This window comes from Actinomycetospora succinea (assembly GCF_004363095.1).
In the GTDB taxonomy this organism is placed as follows: domain Bacteria; phylum Actinomycetota; class Actinomycetes; order Mycobacteriales; family Pseudonocardiaceae; genus Actinomycetospora; species Actinomycetospora succinea.
In genome coordinates this window covers 336,407-353,756 of record NZ_SNYO01000004.1, presented here as the reverse complement: position 1 = coordinate 353,756, position 17,350 = coordinate 336,407, and the positions used below count along the sequence as shown (strand labels likewise).

The 17,350-nt window shown below is 76.4% G+C and carries 6 protein-coding genes; 2 read left to right on the top strand and 4 right to left on the bottom strand.

Going from position 1 to position 17,350, the window contains the following annotated elements; translation table 11 throughout:
- Positions 1–7 precede the first annotated feature (7 nt).
- Positions 8–829, bottom strand: coding sequence for a class E sortase (locus EV188_RS16750; RefSeq protein WP_133827408.1), 822 nt, complete (start codon positions 827–829; stop codon positions 8–10).
- On the bottom strand, positions 826–12,291 hold the full coding sequence (locus tag EV188_RS32265; protein ID WP_133827407.1) for a DUF11 domain-containing protein: 11,466 nt from the start codon (positions 12,289–12,291) through the stop codon (positions 826–828). Before EV188_RS32265 ends, EV188_RS16750 begins: the two co-directional genes overlap by 4 nt.
- Positions 12,292–12,567: 276 nt before the next feature.
- On the opposite strand from EV188_RS32265, the gene EV188_RS16740 reads away from it, so the two are divergent.
- Positions 12,568–13,137 (top strand): isochorismatase family protein, encoded by a 570-nt coding sequence (locus EV188_RS16740; protein WP_133827406.1) that lies wholly within the window; start codon positions 12,568–12,570, stop codon positions 13,135–13,137.
- Positions 13,138–13,186: 49 nt separating this feature from the next.
- Positions 13,187–15,253: an ATP-dependent DNA helicase gene (locus EV188_RS16735; protein WP_133827405.1), complete on the top strand. Its 2,067-nt coding sequence runs from the start codon at positions 13,187–13,189 to the stop codon at positions 15,251–15,253.
- 512 nt (positions 15,254–15,765) lie between these two features.
- Here EV188_RS16735 and EV188_RS16725 read toward each other — a convergent pair.
- Together EV188_RS16725 and EV188_RS16720 are read right to left on the bottom strand one after the other, a co-directional pair.
- Positions 15,766–16,605, bottom strand: coding sequence for an ATP-grasp domain-containing protein (locus EV188_RS16725; protein WP_133827404.1), 840 nt, complete (start codon positions 16,603–16,605; stop codon positions 15,766–15,768).
- Complete coding sequence (locus EV188_RS16720; RefSeq protein WP_424922931.1) at positions 16,602–17,348, bottom strand: peptidyl-tRNA hydrolase; 747 nt, start codon at positions 17,346–17,348, stop codon at positions 16,602–16,604. Before EV188_RS16720 ends, EV188_RS16725 begins: the two co-directional genes overlap by 4 nt.
- Between the last annotated feature and the right edge of the window lie 2 nt (positions 17,349–17,350).

Here is a 17,350-nt window from a genome sequence, read left to right as displayed (position 1 = left end):
CTCCTCCTCAGTTCGCCAGCTCGGCGGGCGCCCCGCCGCCCGGCACGCGGGGCACGAACCGGTCGAGCACCCCGTGCACGACCAGCCGCTGGCGGGCCGAGAACTTGGGGTGGCAGGTCGTGAGCGTGATCAGCGACCCGGCCGGGGCGGCGCCGGGGCGGTTCGGCACCGCAGCGATGACGCCGACGTCGCGCGGGGTGACGATCTCCTCGCCCGGCACCCCGTCGATCGGCGCGAGTCCCCGGCACTGCGGCGCCCGCCCACGTCCCGTCGCCCACGTGGCGGCCTCGTCCGCGTGCGGCAGCACCCGGTACACCGCCCAGCCCTGCGCGGTCTCGACGACCAGCGGCGCGCAGGACTCCAGCTCGCCGAGGTCGTTGAACGGCGCGCCCCGCCCGACCCGGTGCCCGGCGACGGCGAAGTTGCCGGGCAGCCCGGGCTGCGCCGACCCGGTGTAGTGACCGGGGCCCGTGCGCAGGTCGTCCTGCGACGTGCCCTCGACCACCACCCACGAGTGCCCCGCGCCGAGCGACGGGATCGTCAGGCGCGCCGTCGGCGTGCCCTCCTCCGGGGCGGCCGTCGCGACGGGTGCGGCCGCGGTCGGCGCGCCCACCCAGGACCGCGCGAGCTCCTCGGACGCGGTCTGCTGGCGGTCGGCGGTCATCCAGTTCGTGACCCACACCTCGTAGACCACGAACAGCACCAGGACCACGCCGATCGTCACGAGGATCTCCCCCGCCCACCGGAGCCGGCGGTCGGTCCGGTCGGGCGCCGGCGGGAGGGGCGCGACCTCGTCGTCGCGGAGATCGCGTGTCGTCTGCTCGCTCATCCCTGCATCCCCCCGTGCACCCGACGACGGCGACGCGCGACCAGCAGCAGCCCGATCCCGCCGCCCACGAACAGCAGCCCCGCGATGAAGATCGGCAGAACCCAGACGCCGGTGTAGGCCAGCCAGCCCCCCGGTGGGGTGATGTCGGGCGACGGGGCGGTCGCGCCGGCCGCGGCGGTGGTGCTGTTCGAGGCGTCGCTCGAGGAGCCGGCCGACGCGCTGCCGCCGGTGTTCGTGGTCCCCGAGCCGCCGGGGATCGGCATGTCGCCGGAGCCGGGGCCCTGACCTGGTCCGTCACCCGGCCCCCCGGGATCACCAGGACCGCCCGGTCCGCCCGGTCCGCCCGGTCCGCCCGGGCCCCCGGGTCCGCCCGGTCCGCCCGGTCCGCCCGGTCCGCCCGGTCCGCCCGGACCCCCGGGCTGGCACGGCCCGAACGCCTGCCCCGGCGGGCACGGCGGCAGCGTCCCGGTCCCCGGCGCCGACACCTGGTCGCCGTCGGGCCCGATCGACACGCGGTTGGTGAGGTCGCCCGGCGACACGACGCGGGCGGTGAGCACCAGGGTGCGGGTCTCCCCCACCGCGAGCGTCCCCACGGTCCAGACGCCGCGGCGGGCGTCGAAGGCCGGGCTGTCCGCGCCGACCACCGCGACGGTGGCCTCGGGGTCGTCCGGGTCCTGCACGCCGCGACCGGGCAGGTCGTCGACGACCGTGACGCCCGTGGCCACCGACGGCCCGTCGTTGCGCGCCGTGACGGTCCAGGTGATCGCCTCCCCGACCGGCACGTCGTCCCGGTCGGCGGTCTTGGTCACCGCCAGCGCGGTCCGGCGCGCGATCGGGTCGGACGTCTCTGCGGCGTTGTCCGCGGGGTTCGGCTCCGGGCTCGTCGCCGTGACCGTCGCCCCGTTGGCCAGCGGCGTCGCCGACGGCCCGGGGTCGACGCGCGCCGTGATCCGCACGGTCCGCTCCTGGCCGGCCGGCAGGTCCGCCAGCGGGCAGCGCACCGCGCCGCCGGTGGTGTCGCAGGAGACGTCGCCGGTCCGGACCGTGGTCACCCCGGCCGGCAGCCGGTCGGTCAGCAGCGGCGCCACGGCGGTCGCCGGGCCCGCGTTGCGGACCGTCAGCTCCCAGGTCACGTCGTCGCCGGCGACGACCGGGGTCACCGCCCGCTTGGTCAGCGCCAGGTCGGCCTGCGCCCGGACCTCCACGCCGGTCGAGGAGCCGTTGTTCGTCGGGTCCGGGTCGGTCGAGCCACCCGCCCCGACGGCCACGCCGAGCACCGGCGCGGTCGTCGCGGTCGGCGCGAGCGTGCCGCGCACCGTGATCGGGATGGTCGCGTCCGGCGGGACTGCGCCCAGGTCGCAGGTGATGCGGCCGTTCTGCACCGGCCCGCAGGTCACCCCGGCCGGAGCGTCGACGACGACGCCGGTGAGGTCCGGCGGCACGACGAGGTCGACGTACCCGCCGACCGCCGCGGACGGGCCGCGGTTGGTCACGGTGGCCGTCCACGACGCCTCCTGCCCGGGCACCGCCGACGGCGTGGTCGCCACCGTCGTGACGCCGAGGTCGGCGACCGGCGCGGCCGCGCCCGGCAGGGTCGTCGCGTTGTTCGCGGAGTCCGGGTCCGGGGTCGTCGACGTGACCGTGGCGCTGGTGGTGAGCGCGTCCGGCGACGCCGCCGGGTCGACCGTCACCGGCACCTCGACGGTCACCGTCTGCCCCGGCGCGAGCGTGCCGAGCGCGCACCGCGCGAGGTCGCCGTCGAGCGTGCACGTCCCCACCGCGGTGATCGGCTGCTTGCCGCGCAGCCCGGCCGGGAGCCGGTCGGTGACGGCGACGTCGGTGGCGGTCGACGGGCCGTTGTTGGTGACGGTCAGCGTGTGCACCGCCGCCTGCCCCGGCACCACCGGTGCGGGCGAGATCGCACTCGTGATCGCCACGTCCGCCGACCGCTCGATCGTCGCCGTGGCCGTCGCCGTCGCGTCCCCGGGCGTCGGGTCCGGCGTCGAGGACGTCACCGTCACCGTCGCCGGGCTGGCGCCACCGGGACCCGCCGGGTCGGCGACCGCGTCGATCGTGATCGTCGGCGTCACCCCCGGCGCGACGTCACCGAGGCGGCAGACCAGCGTGCCGGCCTCCACCGCGCACGTGCCCTGCGACGCGCGCGCACCCTGGATCAGCACGCCGGGCGGGTTGGGCAGGCTGACCACCACGTCGCCGGCCGTCGACGGGCCCCTCGTGCCGACCGACACCTGGTAGGTGAACGGGCTGCCCGCCGTGACCGGGCCGCTCGGGCCGACGATCCGGGTGCTCAGGTCGGCCGCGCCCGTGACGGGCGTGGCCAGCACGCTGCGGTCGTTGTCGGCGACCGGGTCGGTGGTCGCGGACGCCACCGAGACGGCGTTCTCGACCTGCCCGGTCGCGCCGGGCGCCAGGGTGCCGCTGAGCGTGAGCTCGAGCGAGCCCGGGGCCAGCGACGGGATCGTGCAGCGCGTCCCGTCGCACGTCACCCCGGCGGGCCCGCGGAACACCACGTCGGTGACGCCGTCGGGCACCAGGTCGTCGACGACGACGTCGGTCGCGGTCGACGGGCCGAGGTTGCCGACGCGCACGGTCCACGTCACCGGGCCGCCGGCGACCAGCGGGTCCGGCCCGACCGTCTGGGCGACGGCGAGGTCGGCGCCCGCGACGGCGGTGCCGCCCGCCGTGGCCGTGTTGTTGCCGGGGTCGGGGTCCGGGGTGGCGGTCGTGGCCGTCGCGGACGCGGCGACCGCGCCCGCGGCCCCCGGCGGCAGGGTGCCGGTGACGGTGACCGTCACGGCACCGTCCACGCCGGGCCGCAGGTCGCCGACGGTGCAGGTCAGCGCCGCCGCGTCACACGTCACCCCCGGCGGTGCGGTGATCCGCACGTCGGTCAGACCGGCGGGCAGGTCGAGGCGCAGCGCCGTGTCGCGGGCCGTGGACGGGCCGTCGTTGCGCAGCCCGACGGTGTAGGTCACCGGGGTGCCGGGCACCGGGTCGGCCGGTCCCGCCACCGACACCGCGAGGTCGGACGACGTCGTCACCGGGGTGCTCACGGTCGCGGTGCGGCCGCCGGCGTCCCCGGGCGTCGGCGAGGCGAGCGTCGCCGACGAGGTGATCGGACCCGTCGCGTCCGCGGTCAGCGTGCCCGCGGCGGTGATCGTCACCCGCACCGCGGCGCCGGGCCCCACAATGCCGATCCGGCAGGTCAGGGTCGTCCCGGTGACCGTGCAGGTGCCCTGCGAGGCGGTCGCCGTGACCCCCTCGAGGCCCGCCGGCAGCTCCTGGGTGATCACCACGTCGGCGGCCTCGGAGGGCCCGTTGTTCGTGGCGGTCGCCGTGTACTGCAGCGGGGTGCCCGCGACGACGGTCGGCGGCCCGGTCAGCGCGAGGGCCAGGTCCGCCTGCGCCGCGACGGGCGCGTCCAGGGTCACCGTGCCGTTCGCCGGGTCGGGGTCCCCGACCGGGGACACGAGCGCCGCGGTGATCGGCACCGACGGCCCGGGCAGCGCCGCGGACACCGCGAGCGGCAGCTCGATCGGCAGGGACCCGCCCGGGGCCACCGCCGGCACGTCGCACGAGACGGTGCGCCCGACGACACGGCAGGGCACGCCGTTCACCGTCGGCGGCGCGGTCAGCTCCACCCCGTCCGGCAGCGTCACGGTCACCGTGCCCCCCGCGGCCGAGGGGCCTGCGTTGGTGACCGTGACGGTCGCCGTCGCGGGACGCCCCGGCACCAGCGGCGAGGGCGCCACCGCCGCCGTGACGCCCAGGTCCGCGCTCGACCGGACGGTCGTGGTCGCCGCCGCGGTGTTGTTGCGCAGGTCCGGGTCGCTCGACGCCGTCGACGCCGTGACGTCGTAGGCGCGCGGCCCGGGTGCCGCGGCCGGGTCGACCCGGCCGGTGACCGTGGCCTCGATGCGGGTGCCCGCGGGCACCGTGCCGAGGGCGCAGACGAGCTGCGCCCCCGTCACGGAGCACGGAGCACCGCTGACGGCGATGTCGAGCAGGCCCGGCGGCACGTCCGCCCGGACCACGGCCTCCCGGGCGTCCGAGGGCCCGTTGTTCACCAGCACGAGCGGGAACGACACCGGCGCCCCGGCGACGACCTCGGCGGGCGGCGTCACCGTCAGCGCGAGGTCCGCGGTGTCGCCGACGGTCGACGACGCGGTCGAGGCGTTGTCGGCCGGGTCGGCGTCGGGGGTCGAGCTGGTCGCCGCGGCGGTCACCGCGACCGTGGTGGCGTCGGAGCGCAGCGTGCCCCGCGCGGTGACCGTGACCGTGGTTCCGGCGGGCACCGTGCCGAGCTCGCAGCGCACGACGCGCCCGGTCAGCGTGCAGGTGCCCTGCGAGGTGGTCACCGAGCCGCTGTCCGCGACGATCGTGTCGGGGACCGTCAGCTCCAGCACGCCGTTCTCGGCGCCCGACGGGCCGGCGTTGGTGACGTCGACGGCGAGCTCGACCGGCGCGCCGGCCGTCGGCGCACCCGAGGTCACCGCGGTCGCGACCTTGAGGTCGCCGAGCGGGGTCACCGCCGTGCTCGTCGTCGCCGTGTCGTCGGCGGGCTGCGGGTCCGGCGTGGTCGACGTGACCGCCGCGGTGTGCGCGAGCGGGCCGCCGGTGGAGGCCGGGTCGAGCAGGCCGGTCACCGTGATGACCGCCGTCGCGCCGGGCGCGAGGTCGCCCAGGCCGCACGTCGCGATCGTGCCGTCGAGCGTGCACGGCCCGGCCGAGCTGGTCGCCACGACGTCGCGCAGACCCTCGGGCACGGTGTCGGCCAGCGACGCGGCGAGCGCGGTGGAGGGTCCCTGGTTGCGGACGGTCGTCGTCCACGTGACCGGGCGGCCCGGCACCGCGGGCTCCGGCGCCACGGTCGTCGTCACGCCGAGGTCGGCGCTCGCCGTCTGCGGGGTCGTCGCCGTGGCCGTGTCGTCGGCCGGGTCCGGGTCGGGCGTGGCCGTGACCACCGACGCGGTCAGGGTGCCGTCCGGCGCGGTCGACGCGGGGTCGACGACGCCGGTGATCGTGATGTCGACGCGGCCGCCCGGCGCGATCGTCCCCAGCGGGCAGGTGACCGTCCCGTTCGCGATGTCGCAGGTCCGGCCGTCGACGGTCGCGGTGGGCTTCTGCAGCGACGGGGGCAGGGCGACGGTCGCGACGACGCCGCTCGCGGCCGACGGGCCCGCGTTGGTCGCGGTCACCGTCCAGGTCGCCGGCGCGCCGGCCGTGAGCCCCGGCGGGGCGGCCACGGCGACGCCGACACCCGCACTGGGGCCGACCCGGCCCTCACCGCTGGCGGCGTTGTTCGCGGTGTCGGGGTCGGGGGTGCTCGAGCGCACGCCGGCCCGGTCGGCCAGCGTCGGCCCGAGCACGCCGGGGTCGACCGTGCCCTCGACGGTCACGGTCGCGCCGCCGTTCGGGTCGAGGTCGCCGACGGCGCACTCGACCCGCTGCCCGGTGACCGTGCAGTCGCGGCCGGCCGCGCTCGCGCGGGTGACGACGACGCCGTCCGGGAGCGTGTCGGTGACGACGACCCCGCGGGCCGTCGACGGACCGAGGTTGTCGGCCTGCAGCGTCCAGGTCGCCGGGCGGCCCGGGACGAGCGGGTCGGGCCCGACGGCGCTGGTGACCCGCAGGTCGGCGCTGGTGCCGGTGGTCGTGCTGCTGCTCGCGGTGTTGTTGGCTCCCACCGGGTCGGTGGCGCCGCTGGTGGCGACGGTCGCCGAGGTGGACACCTCGCCCGTCGACAGCCCCGGGTCGACCGTGCCGATCACGGTGACGACGGTCTTCGCACCGGCCGCGAGGTCAGCGAGGGTGCAGTCGACCCCCGTGCTCGCGGCGTCACCCGCCGGGCGGCACGTGCCCTGCCCCGCGGCGAGCTCGGCGCCGGTGATCCGGACGCCCGCGGGCGAGCGGTCGGTCAGCGTGACGCCGGTGGCGCGCGAGGGCCCGTTGTTGACCACCGTGACCTGCCAGCGGACCTCCTGGCCCGCCGACGGGGTGCCGGCGACGCCGGTGACGGCGACGGCGAGGTCGGCCTGCGCGGTCACCGGGACGCTCGCGGTGGCCGAGTCGTTCGCGGCGTCCGGGTCGGGCAGGCGGCTGCCCGAGGTGCCGCTGATCGCGAGCGGGGTGCCGACGGCGTCCGCGGGTACGGCCACCGTGATGTCGACCGTCGCCGAGGCGCCGACCGCGAGCGTGCCGTAGGTGCAGGCGATGGCGCCCTGCCCCGGCGTGCACGTGCCGGTCGACGGTGTCGTGGACACGAGCGTCGTGCCCGCCGGCAGGCGGCTGGACGTGGACACGCCGGTGGCGACGGCCGGGCCGTTGTTGGTGGTCGTGACCCGGTAGGTGGCGTTCTGCCCGGCCACGGGCGGCCCGCCGGTCAGCGCGACGGTCGTGGCGATGTCGGCGCGCGAGGTCACCGGCTGGGTCACCGCGGCCGTGTCGTTCGCCGGGTCCGGGTCGGCGGTCCCGCTCGCGGCCGCGGTGGACACGGCGAGCGGCCCGGTCTGGGCCGGGTCGAGGCCGAGCGTGAGCTGCACGGTGGCGACCGCGCCGGGGGCGAGGCGCCCGAGCGGGCAGACGACCTCGCCGCCCGTGACCGCGCAGGTCCCGGTGCTGGCGACCGCCTCGGTCACCGTGGTGCCCGCCGGGACCGGCGTCAGCGACACCGCGTCGACCGCGTCGGACGGGCCGTTGTTGACCACCGAGACCACGTAGCCCGCGGGCTGCCCGGCCTCGGGGTTGTCGCGCTGCGGGGCCAGCGTCACGCCGAGGTCGGCGGACGTGGTGACGCGCGTGGTGGTGCTCGCGGCGCGGTCGGCCGGGGTCCGGTCGGCGGTGGGCGAGTCGACGGTCGCGCTGACGGCCACGTCGCCGGCGGGCAGGTTCGCCGGCACCAGCGCCTTGATCACCACGGGCACCGTGGTGCCGGCCGCGACGGTGTTCAGGGTGCAGGTCACGGGGCTGCCGGCCGGGTCGACGGTGCACGTCGTCCCGGGCGGCGAGGAGATCCCGCCGGGCACCACCGTGAACCCGGGCGGCAGCGGCATCGCGAAGGTGACGCCGGCCGCGTCGGACGGGCCGTTGTTGGTGACGAGCGCGGTGTAGGTCTCCGCGGTGCCCGCCCGGACCGGGTCGGGCACGCCGGTGAGCGCGAGCCGCAGGTCCGCGGCGGTCGTCACCGGGAGACTCGAGGTCGACGGGTTGTTGCCGGGCACGGGGTCGGTCACCGGCGAGGCCACCGTGGCCGCGACGTCCAGCGGCCCGGTCGCGTTGGCGGCGACGTCGACGGTCAGCGTGACCGTCGCCGACGAGCCGCCGGGCAGCACGTCCTGGGTGCACTGAACCTGCTGCCCGGTGATCCGGCACGTGCCGACCGAGGGCGCGGCGGACACCGGGGTCACGCCGGCCGGCAGGGTGATCGTGGAGCCGACCGCGCCGGCGTCCGAGGGGCCGTTGTTGCTGGTCGTGACGCGGTAGGTCGCCCGCGAGCCGGCGACGAGCGCGCCGTTGCCCAGCGAAGCCGGGTCGGCCGCCACCGCGGTGGCGAGGTCGGCGGCCTGCGTCACGGTGACGGTCGCGGTCGTGCGGGCGTCGCCGGGCGTCGGGTCGGGCACCGGGGAGGTCGCGGTGATCGCGACGGTCAGCGGGCCGGGCGGGGTGTCGGCGCCGGCGCGCGCGACGAGCACGACGTCCGCGGACGCCCCGGGCGCGAGCGTGCCGACGGGGCAGGTCACGCGCGAGGCGGTGACCGTGCAGGCGGTGCCGCCGACCGTCGCCGACACCGGGACGAGCCCGGCGGGCAGGTCGTCGACGACGAGGACGGCGCCGGCGTCGGAGGGGCCGGTGTTGGTGACCCGGAACGTGTACGTGCCGGGCTCGCCGCCGGCGACCGTGGTGGCCGGCGCGGAGACCAGCGCGGCCTTCAGGTCGGCGCGGGTCACGACGGCGGTGGCCGCCGACGCCCGGTTGTTCGACGGGCTCGGGTCGGGCAGCGCGCTCGAGGAGATCGCGGCCGCGTCGGTGAGCGGGCCCGCCGGCCGGGAGGCGTCGACGCGCACCCGCACGGTGACGGTGGCCGTGGCGTCGGGGGCGAGGTCGCCGACCCCGCACGTCACCACGCGCCCGGAGACCGAGCAGGAGCCGCCCGTGGCGCCGAGGACGGTCACGCCCTCGGGCAGCGTGTCGGTGACGGTCGCGCCGAGCCCGACGGACGGGCCGTTGTTGCGCGCGGTCAGCGTGAAGGCGGCCTCGGTGCCCGCGACGACGGTCGCCTGGTCGACGGCGGCGCTGATCGCGAGGTCCGCGGCCACCTCGACGCCGAGCGTGGACGTCGCGGCGTTGTTGCCCGTGTTCGGGTCGGTGCTGTCGCTCGTGATCTGGGCGGCGACCGTGGCCGGGCCCGGCGGGCGGGTCGGCGCCACCTGGGCGGTCACCGTGATCGGCACGTCCTGGTTGAGGGTCAGCGTCCCCACCGGGCACGTCACGACCTGGCCGGCGACCGAGCAGGTGCCCCCGGCGAACGTGGCCGACTGCGGCACGACGCCCTCGGGCAGGGTCGAGGTGACGACGGTGCGCGCCGCGTCCGACGGGCCGGCGTTGCGGGCGTCGACGACGTAGGAGGTCGACGTGCCCGCGGTGGCGGCGCCCCCGGTCAGCGTGACCGACAGGTCCGACACGCGCCGCACCGTGCTGGTCACCGAGGCCGAGTTGTTCGCGGTGCTCGACTCCGGCGTCGACGTCGCGGCCCGCGCGCTCGCGACCTGCTGCCCGGCGGGCAGCGACGACGGGGCGTCGGCGACGGCGGTGATCTGCGTGCTCGCGCCCGCCGGCAGGGTGCCGAGCTGACAGCCCGGCGGGTTGGAGGTCAGCGAGCAGCGACCCGACGTGGTGTCGACGTCCACCGGGGTCAGCCGGGTGAGGGTCGTGTCGGTGAGGGTGACGTCGCGGGCGTCGGACGGCCCGGCGTTGGTGACGGTGACCGTGTAGGTCACGCGGCCGCCGGCGTTGATCGTCGCCGGGCCCGTGGCGGTGACCTGCAGGTCGGCGAGCTGGGTCAGCGGCACCGACGCGGTCGCCGCGTTGTTGGTGGTCACGGCGTCCGGCGTCGCCGAGGAGACCGTGGACGTCGCGGCGAGCGTCGTCGCCGTGGTGCTCGAGGCGACGGCGACCACGAGGGACGCGGCGGCCGAGGCCCCGGGCGCGAGCGGCGCGGACAGCGTGCAGCTCACCGTGCCGCCGTTCGGGGCGCACGTGCCGCCGGGGATCGACGCCGAGACGAACGTGGTCCCGGCCGGCAGCGGGGTGGAGAGCACCACGCCCTCGGCCGTCGAGGGGCCGTTGTTGGTGATCGTGGCGGCGATGGTCGCGTTCCGGCCGGCCTGCACCGCGGTGCCCGACGCCGGCGTGATCGCGGTGGCGACGCCCAGGTCGGCGTTGCGGGAGACCTGCGTGGCGGCCGTCGCGACGTTGTTGGTGGTGACGTCGTCGGCGGTGTCCGAGGCGACCTGCACCGAGTTGGTCACCGCGCCGGTCGCCGTGCCCGGGGCGACGCGCGCCGTGATCGGCACCGTCAGCGACTGGCCCACCCCCGTCGACCCACCGGTGCAGGCGACCGTCTGCCCGGACGCCTGGCAGGTCGTCCCGGCGGGCGCGGCCGCCGAGACGAAGGTGACACCGGCCGGCAGCGTGTCGGTGAGGGTCGTGGTGCCGGTCGCGTTCGGCCCGTTGTTGGTGGCGCCGATGATGTAGGTGACGGTGCCGCCGGCGGCCTGCGCGGTCGGGGTCCCGGTCTTGGTCGCCCGCAGGTCGGCGAGCGCGGTGACCGGCGTGGTGACGGTGTTGCCGGAGTAGGTGTAGTTCCGGCCGATGGTCCGCGCGCGGTAGTCGAGCAGCGGCGTGTTGGCCGGTGCCGTGCCGGCGGCGGCACGGTCGAGCGTGACCCGGAACTTGAACGTCGCGGTCTGGTTCGGGGCGATCGTGCCGCCCGCGGTGGCCGTGGACCCGGACCCCATCCGCGTCCGGACGGTTCTGTCCGCAGCCGTGTACTCGCCGACGTCGTCCCCGGCCGCGTCGCTCACCGCGAGGCTGCCGCTCTGCCCGGGATTGGCCGTGCGGACGAGGCTGCCCGGCACGTAGGTCATGTTCGGCGGCAGGACGTCGCGGACGATCGCGTTGTCGGCCGAGTCCGCGCCGGTGTTGGTCATCGTGACCGTGTACTCGACGGTGTCCCCGGGCTGGGCGGGGCTGTTGCCGTTGACGTCGACGGCGGTCTTGCTGACCCCGTTGAACGAGGGCGTGAACAGGTCGATCTGCGAGGTCACGATGCCCGGGTAGTAGTAGTCGCCCGAGGTCGTCAGACGCAGAGACGTCGACGTCGCCCCGTTCGGGATGACGTTGTTGGCCGACACCCGGCCCACGTCCACCCCGAAGTTGTTCGGGTAGCCCGGCGAGCGTCCGGGCAGATCCGTCCCCGAGTCGCTGATCTTGGAGTCGAAGAAGTTGTTCGTGGCGCGGGTGTCGTCGGACAGCGCGGTGCCGTTCAGCGCCAGCGCGTCCCCGGCGGTGCCCTGGTCGCCCTCCCAGGCGACGACGCCGACCGAGGCGTTGACGGCGCCGGACGCCGGGGTGAGGAAGCCCGAGATCGGGATGTCGACGGTCGAGTTGGCCGTGGAGGTCGTGGTGACGTCGGCGAAGCCCTCGAACACCGTCAGGTTGCGCAACGGCAGCGAGGAGTTCCGGTACGCGACGACCAGCGACCAGCCGGCGTAGCGGTCGAAGCCGGTGGCCGCGGAGATGTCGCCGACCGAGTAGACGCCGTTGCCGGCGGTCCGGACGGTGTCGGTGACGTCGATCGAGCCCTGGTACGGCGCGCCGTCCGACGCGGTCGGCGTCGTCGCCGAGAAGCCCTTCGTGGTGCCTGTCAGCCCGGTGTAGGCGGTCTGACCCGGCGCTTTGAACTTCACGGCCGCGGTGTTGCCGGTCGCGGCGACGCCACTGTTGCCCGCGGTGGTGCGCCCGCCCCAGACCAGCCGCGCGTAGAGCACCTCGGAGCCGGCGGGCATCGAGAGCGTGCTCGTCGAGGAGTTCGACGTGGACGCGTCCCCGTCGACGTCGGTGAACTGCATGGCGTAGGTGTTGTTGTTCAGCGCGGTGCCGCTGGCCGTGCCCGCGCGGGCGGCCGTGCAGTTCGAGACCGACGCGGCGCAGTCCATCGAGCTGTTGCCGACGAGCGCGATCGCGCCGTTCTGCTCGGAGCTGTAGACCGCGCCGAACGGGCTCTGCACCGCGGCCTCGGCCGCCGGCGCCGCCGCGGGCACGAGCGCCGGGAGCGACACCCCCGCGACGGTCGTCGCGACGACGAGGACGATCCGGAGGATCTTCTCCCCCAGCGACCGACCCCGCCGTCGTACCTGCTGCTCGGACCCCGACCCGCGCACACTGCCCCCCGCACCGTTCCGACACGCACCGTGGCGTGTTGTAGCGCTGCGTGACGTTATGGGGGCTGTGTGAGTGAGGAGAACGGTCGTCCACCATTGGTGGCGGCCGTTCGCGCCGAGGAATCACAGCGGTACGACGAACGGTCAGCCGACGATCGAGTGGCGTGTCGCGGTTGACGCCGACCGCTCGTCTCCGGCTGGCGTGTGTTTCAGCCTGGCGGCCACGCTGACAACCAACGTCAGGAAAGCCCCCACGATCACTCGTAGGCTCGGACCATGACGACCGCACTCATCGTCGTGGACGTGCAGCTCGACTTCTGCGAGGGCGGCTCGATGGGCGTCGACGGCGGCGCCGCGACGGCGTCGGCGATCAGCGCCTACCTGGGGCGTTCGGCCGGCCGGTACGCGCACGTCGTCGCCAGCCGCGACTACCACGAGGACCCGGGCGACCACTTCTCGTCGACGCCCGACTTCGTCGACTCCTGGCCCCCGCACTGCCGCCTCGGGCACCCGGGCGCCGCGTTCCACCCCGACCTCGACGTCCACCGCCTCGAGGAGGTCTTCACCAAGGGCCGCTTCGAGGCCGCCTACTCCGCCTTCGAGGGCCACGCGACCGACGGCCACGCGCTCACCCCGTGGCTGCGCGACCGCGGCGTCGACGCCGTGGAGATCGTCGGCATCGCCACCGACCACTGCGTGCGCGCCACCGCCCTCGACGCCGCGCGCGCCGGCTTCGCGACCACGGTGCTCCTCGACCTCACCGCCGGCGTCCTGCCCGAGACCACGGCCCGCGCCACCGACGAGATGGCCGGCGCCGGCATCACGCTGACGGGCTCGCCGCGCTGACCACGGTTCCCGATGGAACCGATCGGCCCGGCTCGTAGTCTGAACCGTCGTGGGAGAAGCGAGCACGGACACGGTCACCGGGACCCCTCCGGTGGCCGAGCTGCTCGCGGCGGCGGTCTCCGCGCTGGGCGGCAGCGAGCGCGAGGGCCAGCAGCAGATGGCCGCCGCGGTGGAGCGCGCGCTGCGGACCGGCGAGCACCTGGCCGTGCAGGCCGGCACGGGGACGGGCAAGTCGCTGGCCTACCTGATCCCGGCGGTGCGCCACGCGCTCGAGGGCGAGCAGGCCGTCATAGTCGCGACGGCCACGATCGCGCTGCAGACCCAGCTCGTCGACCGCGACCTCCCGCGCCTGAGCAAGGCCCTCGAGCCCGAGCTCGGCCGGGAGCCGACGTTCGCGATCCTCAAGGGCCGCGCCAACTACCTGTGCCGCCACAAGATCGAGAGCAGCGCCCAGGCCGAGGACCCGGTCGACGAGCAGCTCTTCGACCCCTTCCAGGTCTCGGCGCTCGGGCGGCAGGTCACGCGGCTGCACGAGTGGGCCGAGAAGACGACGACCGGCGACCGCGACGAGCTCGTCCCCGGCGTCCCCGACCGCGCGTGGCGGCAGGTGTCGGTCACGGCGCGGGAGTGCCTCGGGGCTGCGCGCTGCCCGGTCGCCGAGGACTGCTTCTCCGAGCACGCACGCCACCAGGCCGGCGCCGCCGACATCGTCGTCACCAACCACGCGATGCTCGCGATCGACGCCATCGAGGGCCGCGCGGTGCTGCCCGACCACGACGTCGTCGTCGTCGACGAGGCGCACAACCTCGTCGACCGCGTGACGTCGGTGGCCACCGGCGAGCTCACCGCGGCGACGGTGACGGCGGCGGCGCGCCGGTGCGGCAAGCTCGTCGACCAGGCGATCTCCGACGGGCTGCTCGACGCCGGCGAGGGTCTCGACACCGTGCTCGCCGACGCCGTGCCGGGCCGCTGGGAGCGGATGCCCGAGGGCGTCGGGCGGATGCTCTCGGCGATCCGCGACCGGGCGTGGGCGTGCCGCCAGGCGCTCGGGCCGGACCGGGAGAAGGGCGGCAGGGACGACGACGCGACCTCGCGGAAGTTCGCGCTGGCGCTGGTCGAGGAGGTGCACGACGTCGCCGGGCGCCTGCTCACCGCCTTCGACCGCGAGGACCCGGCGACCCGCCCGGACGTGGTGTGGTGCAGCGATCGCGAGGTGGGCTCGTCGACCGTCCGGGCCCTGCACGTCGCGCCGCTGTCGGTGGCCGGGCTGCTCGCGTCGCGGCTGTTCGGGCGCTCGACGGTGGTGCTGACCTCGGCGACGCTCGCGCTCGGCGGCTCGTTCGACGCCCTCGCGCGGCAGTGGGGGCTCCCGGCGGGCGGCTCGCGGGAGGTCACCGAGCCGATCCCCGACGACGGGTCCGGGCACGGCAACGACCCGGCCACCCACCTCGTCTGGCACGGCCTCGACGTCGGCTCGCCGTTCGCCCACGCGAAGGCCGGCATCCTCTACGTCGCCCGCCACCTGCCCCCGCCCGGGCGCGACGGGCTCTCCCCCGCGATGCTCGACGAGATCGAGGCGCTCGTGCGGGCGGCCGGCGGGCGGGCGCTCGGGCTGTTCTCGTCGATGCGCGCGGCCAAGCAGGCGGCCGAGGACCTGCGCGGGCGCTGGGACGGCACGGTGCTCTGCCAGGGTGACGACAGCACCGGCACCCTCGTGACGAGGTTCGCCGCCGACGTGGAGAGCGTGCTGTTCGGGACCCTGTCGCTGTGGCAGGGCGTCGACGTGCCCGGCGAGTCGCTGCAGCTCGTGATGATCGACCGCATCCCGTTCCCGCGCCCGGACGACCCGCTCGTCTCCGCCCGTCAGCGCGCGGTCGACGCGCGCGGCGGCAACGGGTTCCTGACGGTGTCGGCGACGCACGCCGCGCTGCTGCTCGCCCAGGGCGCGGGGCGCCTGCTGCGCGGCACGGGCGACCGCGGCGTCGTCGCGCTGCTCGACTCGCGCGTCGCCACCAAGCAGTACGGCGGGTTCCTGCGGGGCTCGCTGCCGCCGTTCTGGACGACCCAGGACCCGGCGGTCGTGCGCGGGGCGCTGGAGCGGCTGCGGGGCGCCTGAGTCAGGCCGTCCGGAACACCGGCCGGCCGATCTCGGTGCGCCAGCGGGCGGGGTCGTCGGTGTCGCGCGGGCCGAGGAGGTAGGTCTGCTGCGCCGGGCCGACGACGCCCACGGCGTCACCTGGCGGTCGCGATCTGCTCGGCGCCGAGGCCGGACCGCGCGCCCGGACATCAGCCCGCGCCCGGCACCCCGCGAACGCGTCGCTCGGGGCGGGCCTCCCGGACGATGATCGCGGTCCGGGTGACGAAACCCCGTAGATCTGCGGGGTTTCGTCACCCGGACCCTGATCTCTGCCCGATCACGCCCTCGACGGCACCTGCGGCTGACGTGGGATCGGCACCGGGCGCACCTCCACATCGCACCGCGGTGATCGTGGCGCCTTTCCTCACGTTGAACGCGAGCGTGGCCGCCACGCTGCAACACCTCGGTGCCGCGCGCGGACCCGGCGTGTCGCGCGAGCGAGCATGTGGCGATCCTGGTGTCACACGCCAGCGATGCCGCATCGCTCGTACTCAGGACAGGCGGGCGAGGAGGGCGTCGGCGAGGCGGTCGGGCGCCCCGCCGGCGCGGCGGAGGAAGAGCTCGGGCTCGATGAGCTCGAGCTCCATGACCACCGGCTCGCCGTCGACGCGGACCAGGTCGACGCGCGCGGCGGCGACGTCGCCGGGCGCCCGGGCCAGCGCGGACTCGGCGACCGCGACCTCGCGAGTGGTCGGGGTGTGGTCCTCGAGGCGCCCGCCGTGCTTCTCGTGCACGAGGAAGCCGCCGGCCGCGGGGAGCTTGCGGACCGCGTGCGACCACGTATCCCCGAGGCGGATCAGCGACACCTCGCCGTCGCGCCCGATGCTCTCGACCGCCGGCTGCACGAGGACGTCGCCGACGCCGAGGAGGTCGGCGACGGTGTCGCGCAGGTCGTCGGGGTGCCCGAGGTGGGTCCCGCGGCCGCCGGCGGACACCGCGGGCTTGACGACCGCGGGGCCGCGGCCGAGGTCGTCGGGCACCACGGAGCCGTGCTCGAGCAGGGTGGTGGGCACGGTGGGCACGCCGGCGGAGGCCAGCTCGACGAGGTAGCGCTTGTGGCTGTTCCAGGTCAGCACGGCCAGCGGGTTCACGAGCCGCGTCGCCGCCTCGACCTTCGTCGCCCACGCCAGGAAGTCGTCGCGGCGCTCGGTGTAGTCCCACGTCGTGCGCACGGCGACGAGGTCGGCGCCGGTCCACCCGGCCGTGTCGTCGTCCCACGGGGCGTCGTCCGCGTCGACCCCGCGGGCCTGCAGCGCCGCGACGAGCGGGCGGGTCTCGGCGTCCGAGCGCTCGCTGCGCACCCGCGAGCCCGCCACCAGGACCCGCGTCATCGCGCGGCCACGCACGTGACGGTCCCGGGCGCGACCTCGGTGAACCCCGCGTCGCGCACCGGGACGACGCCGTCGCCCTCCCACGCGGCCTGACCCGTGGGGTCGGCGTCGAGGACGGCGGTCCAGCGGGCCCAGTCCTCCCTCGACGCCGGACGCACCGACGCCTCGAGCGCCACGGCGGGGTCGTCGCCCGACGCCGCCAGCACGGTCGCGAGGATCATGCTGGCGTGCCCGACCTGCGCGGCCGCCTTGCCGACGGTCTGCTCGACCTCGGGGCTCAACCAGATCACCGGGCGGCCCGCGGCCGGCGGCCCGGGCTCGTCGGCGGGGAGGTCGGTGCCGCCGATCTGCAGCCGGCGCACCTCGTGGGGCACGTCGTCGACCGGACCCGGCACGAGCGCGCGCACCAGCTCGCCGACCGTCACGCCCGGCACCTCCTGCACCGCGCGCCAGTGCGCCGTGCGCGCCCGCCGCGACAGCTTGCGGATGCGCCCGGCGCCCGCCCATGTCGCGACGGCGTCGAACCACTCCCCCTCGGGGGCGGCGCGCTCGTCGAGGCAGAGCGCGAGCGCGGCGGACGCGGCCGCCTCGAGGACCGCGGTGCGCGTCGGGCCCTCCCGCTCCAGGCGCAGGATCAGCGTCATCGCCCGGACGACGCCGTCCTCGGGCTCGTCCCGGTCGGGGGCCGCCGCGTCGACCAACCACGGACACACCCGCGCCGCCAGCGGCGCCAGCGCCGTCAGGT

Bases quoted from the DNA above. Each gene is read 5' to 3' on its own strand.
- EV188_RS16750 (WP_133827408.1), bottom strand. From the start codon at position 829: ATGAGCGAGCAGACGACACGCGATCTCCGCGACGACGAGGTCGCGCCC.
- EV188_RS16740 (WP_133827406.1), top strand. From the start codon at position 12,568: ATGACGACCGCACTCATCGTCGTGGACGTGCAGCTCGACTTCTGCGAG.
- EV188_RS16725 (WP_133827404.1), bottom strand. From the start codon at position 16,605: ATGACGCGGGTCCTGGTGGCGGGCTCGCGGGTGCGCAGCGAGCGCTCG.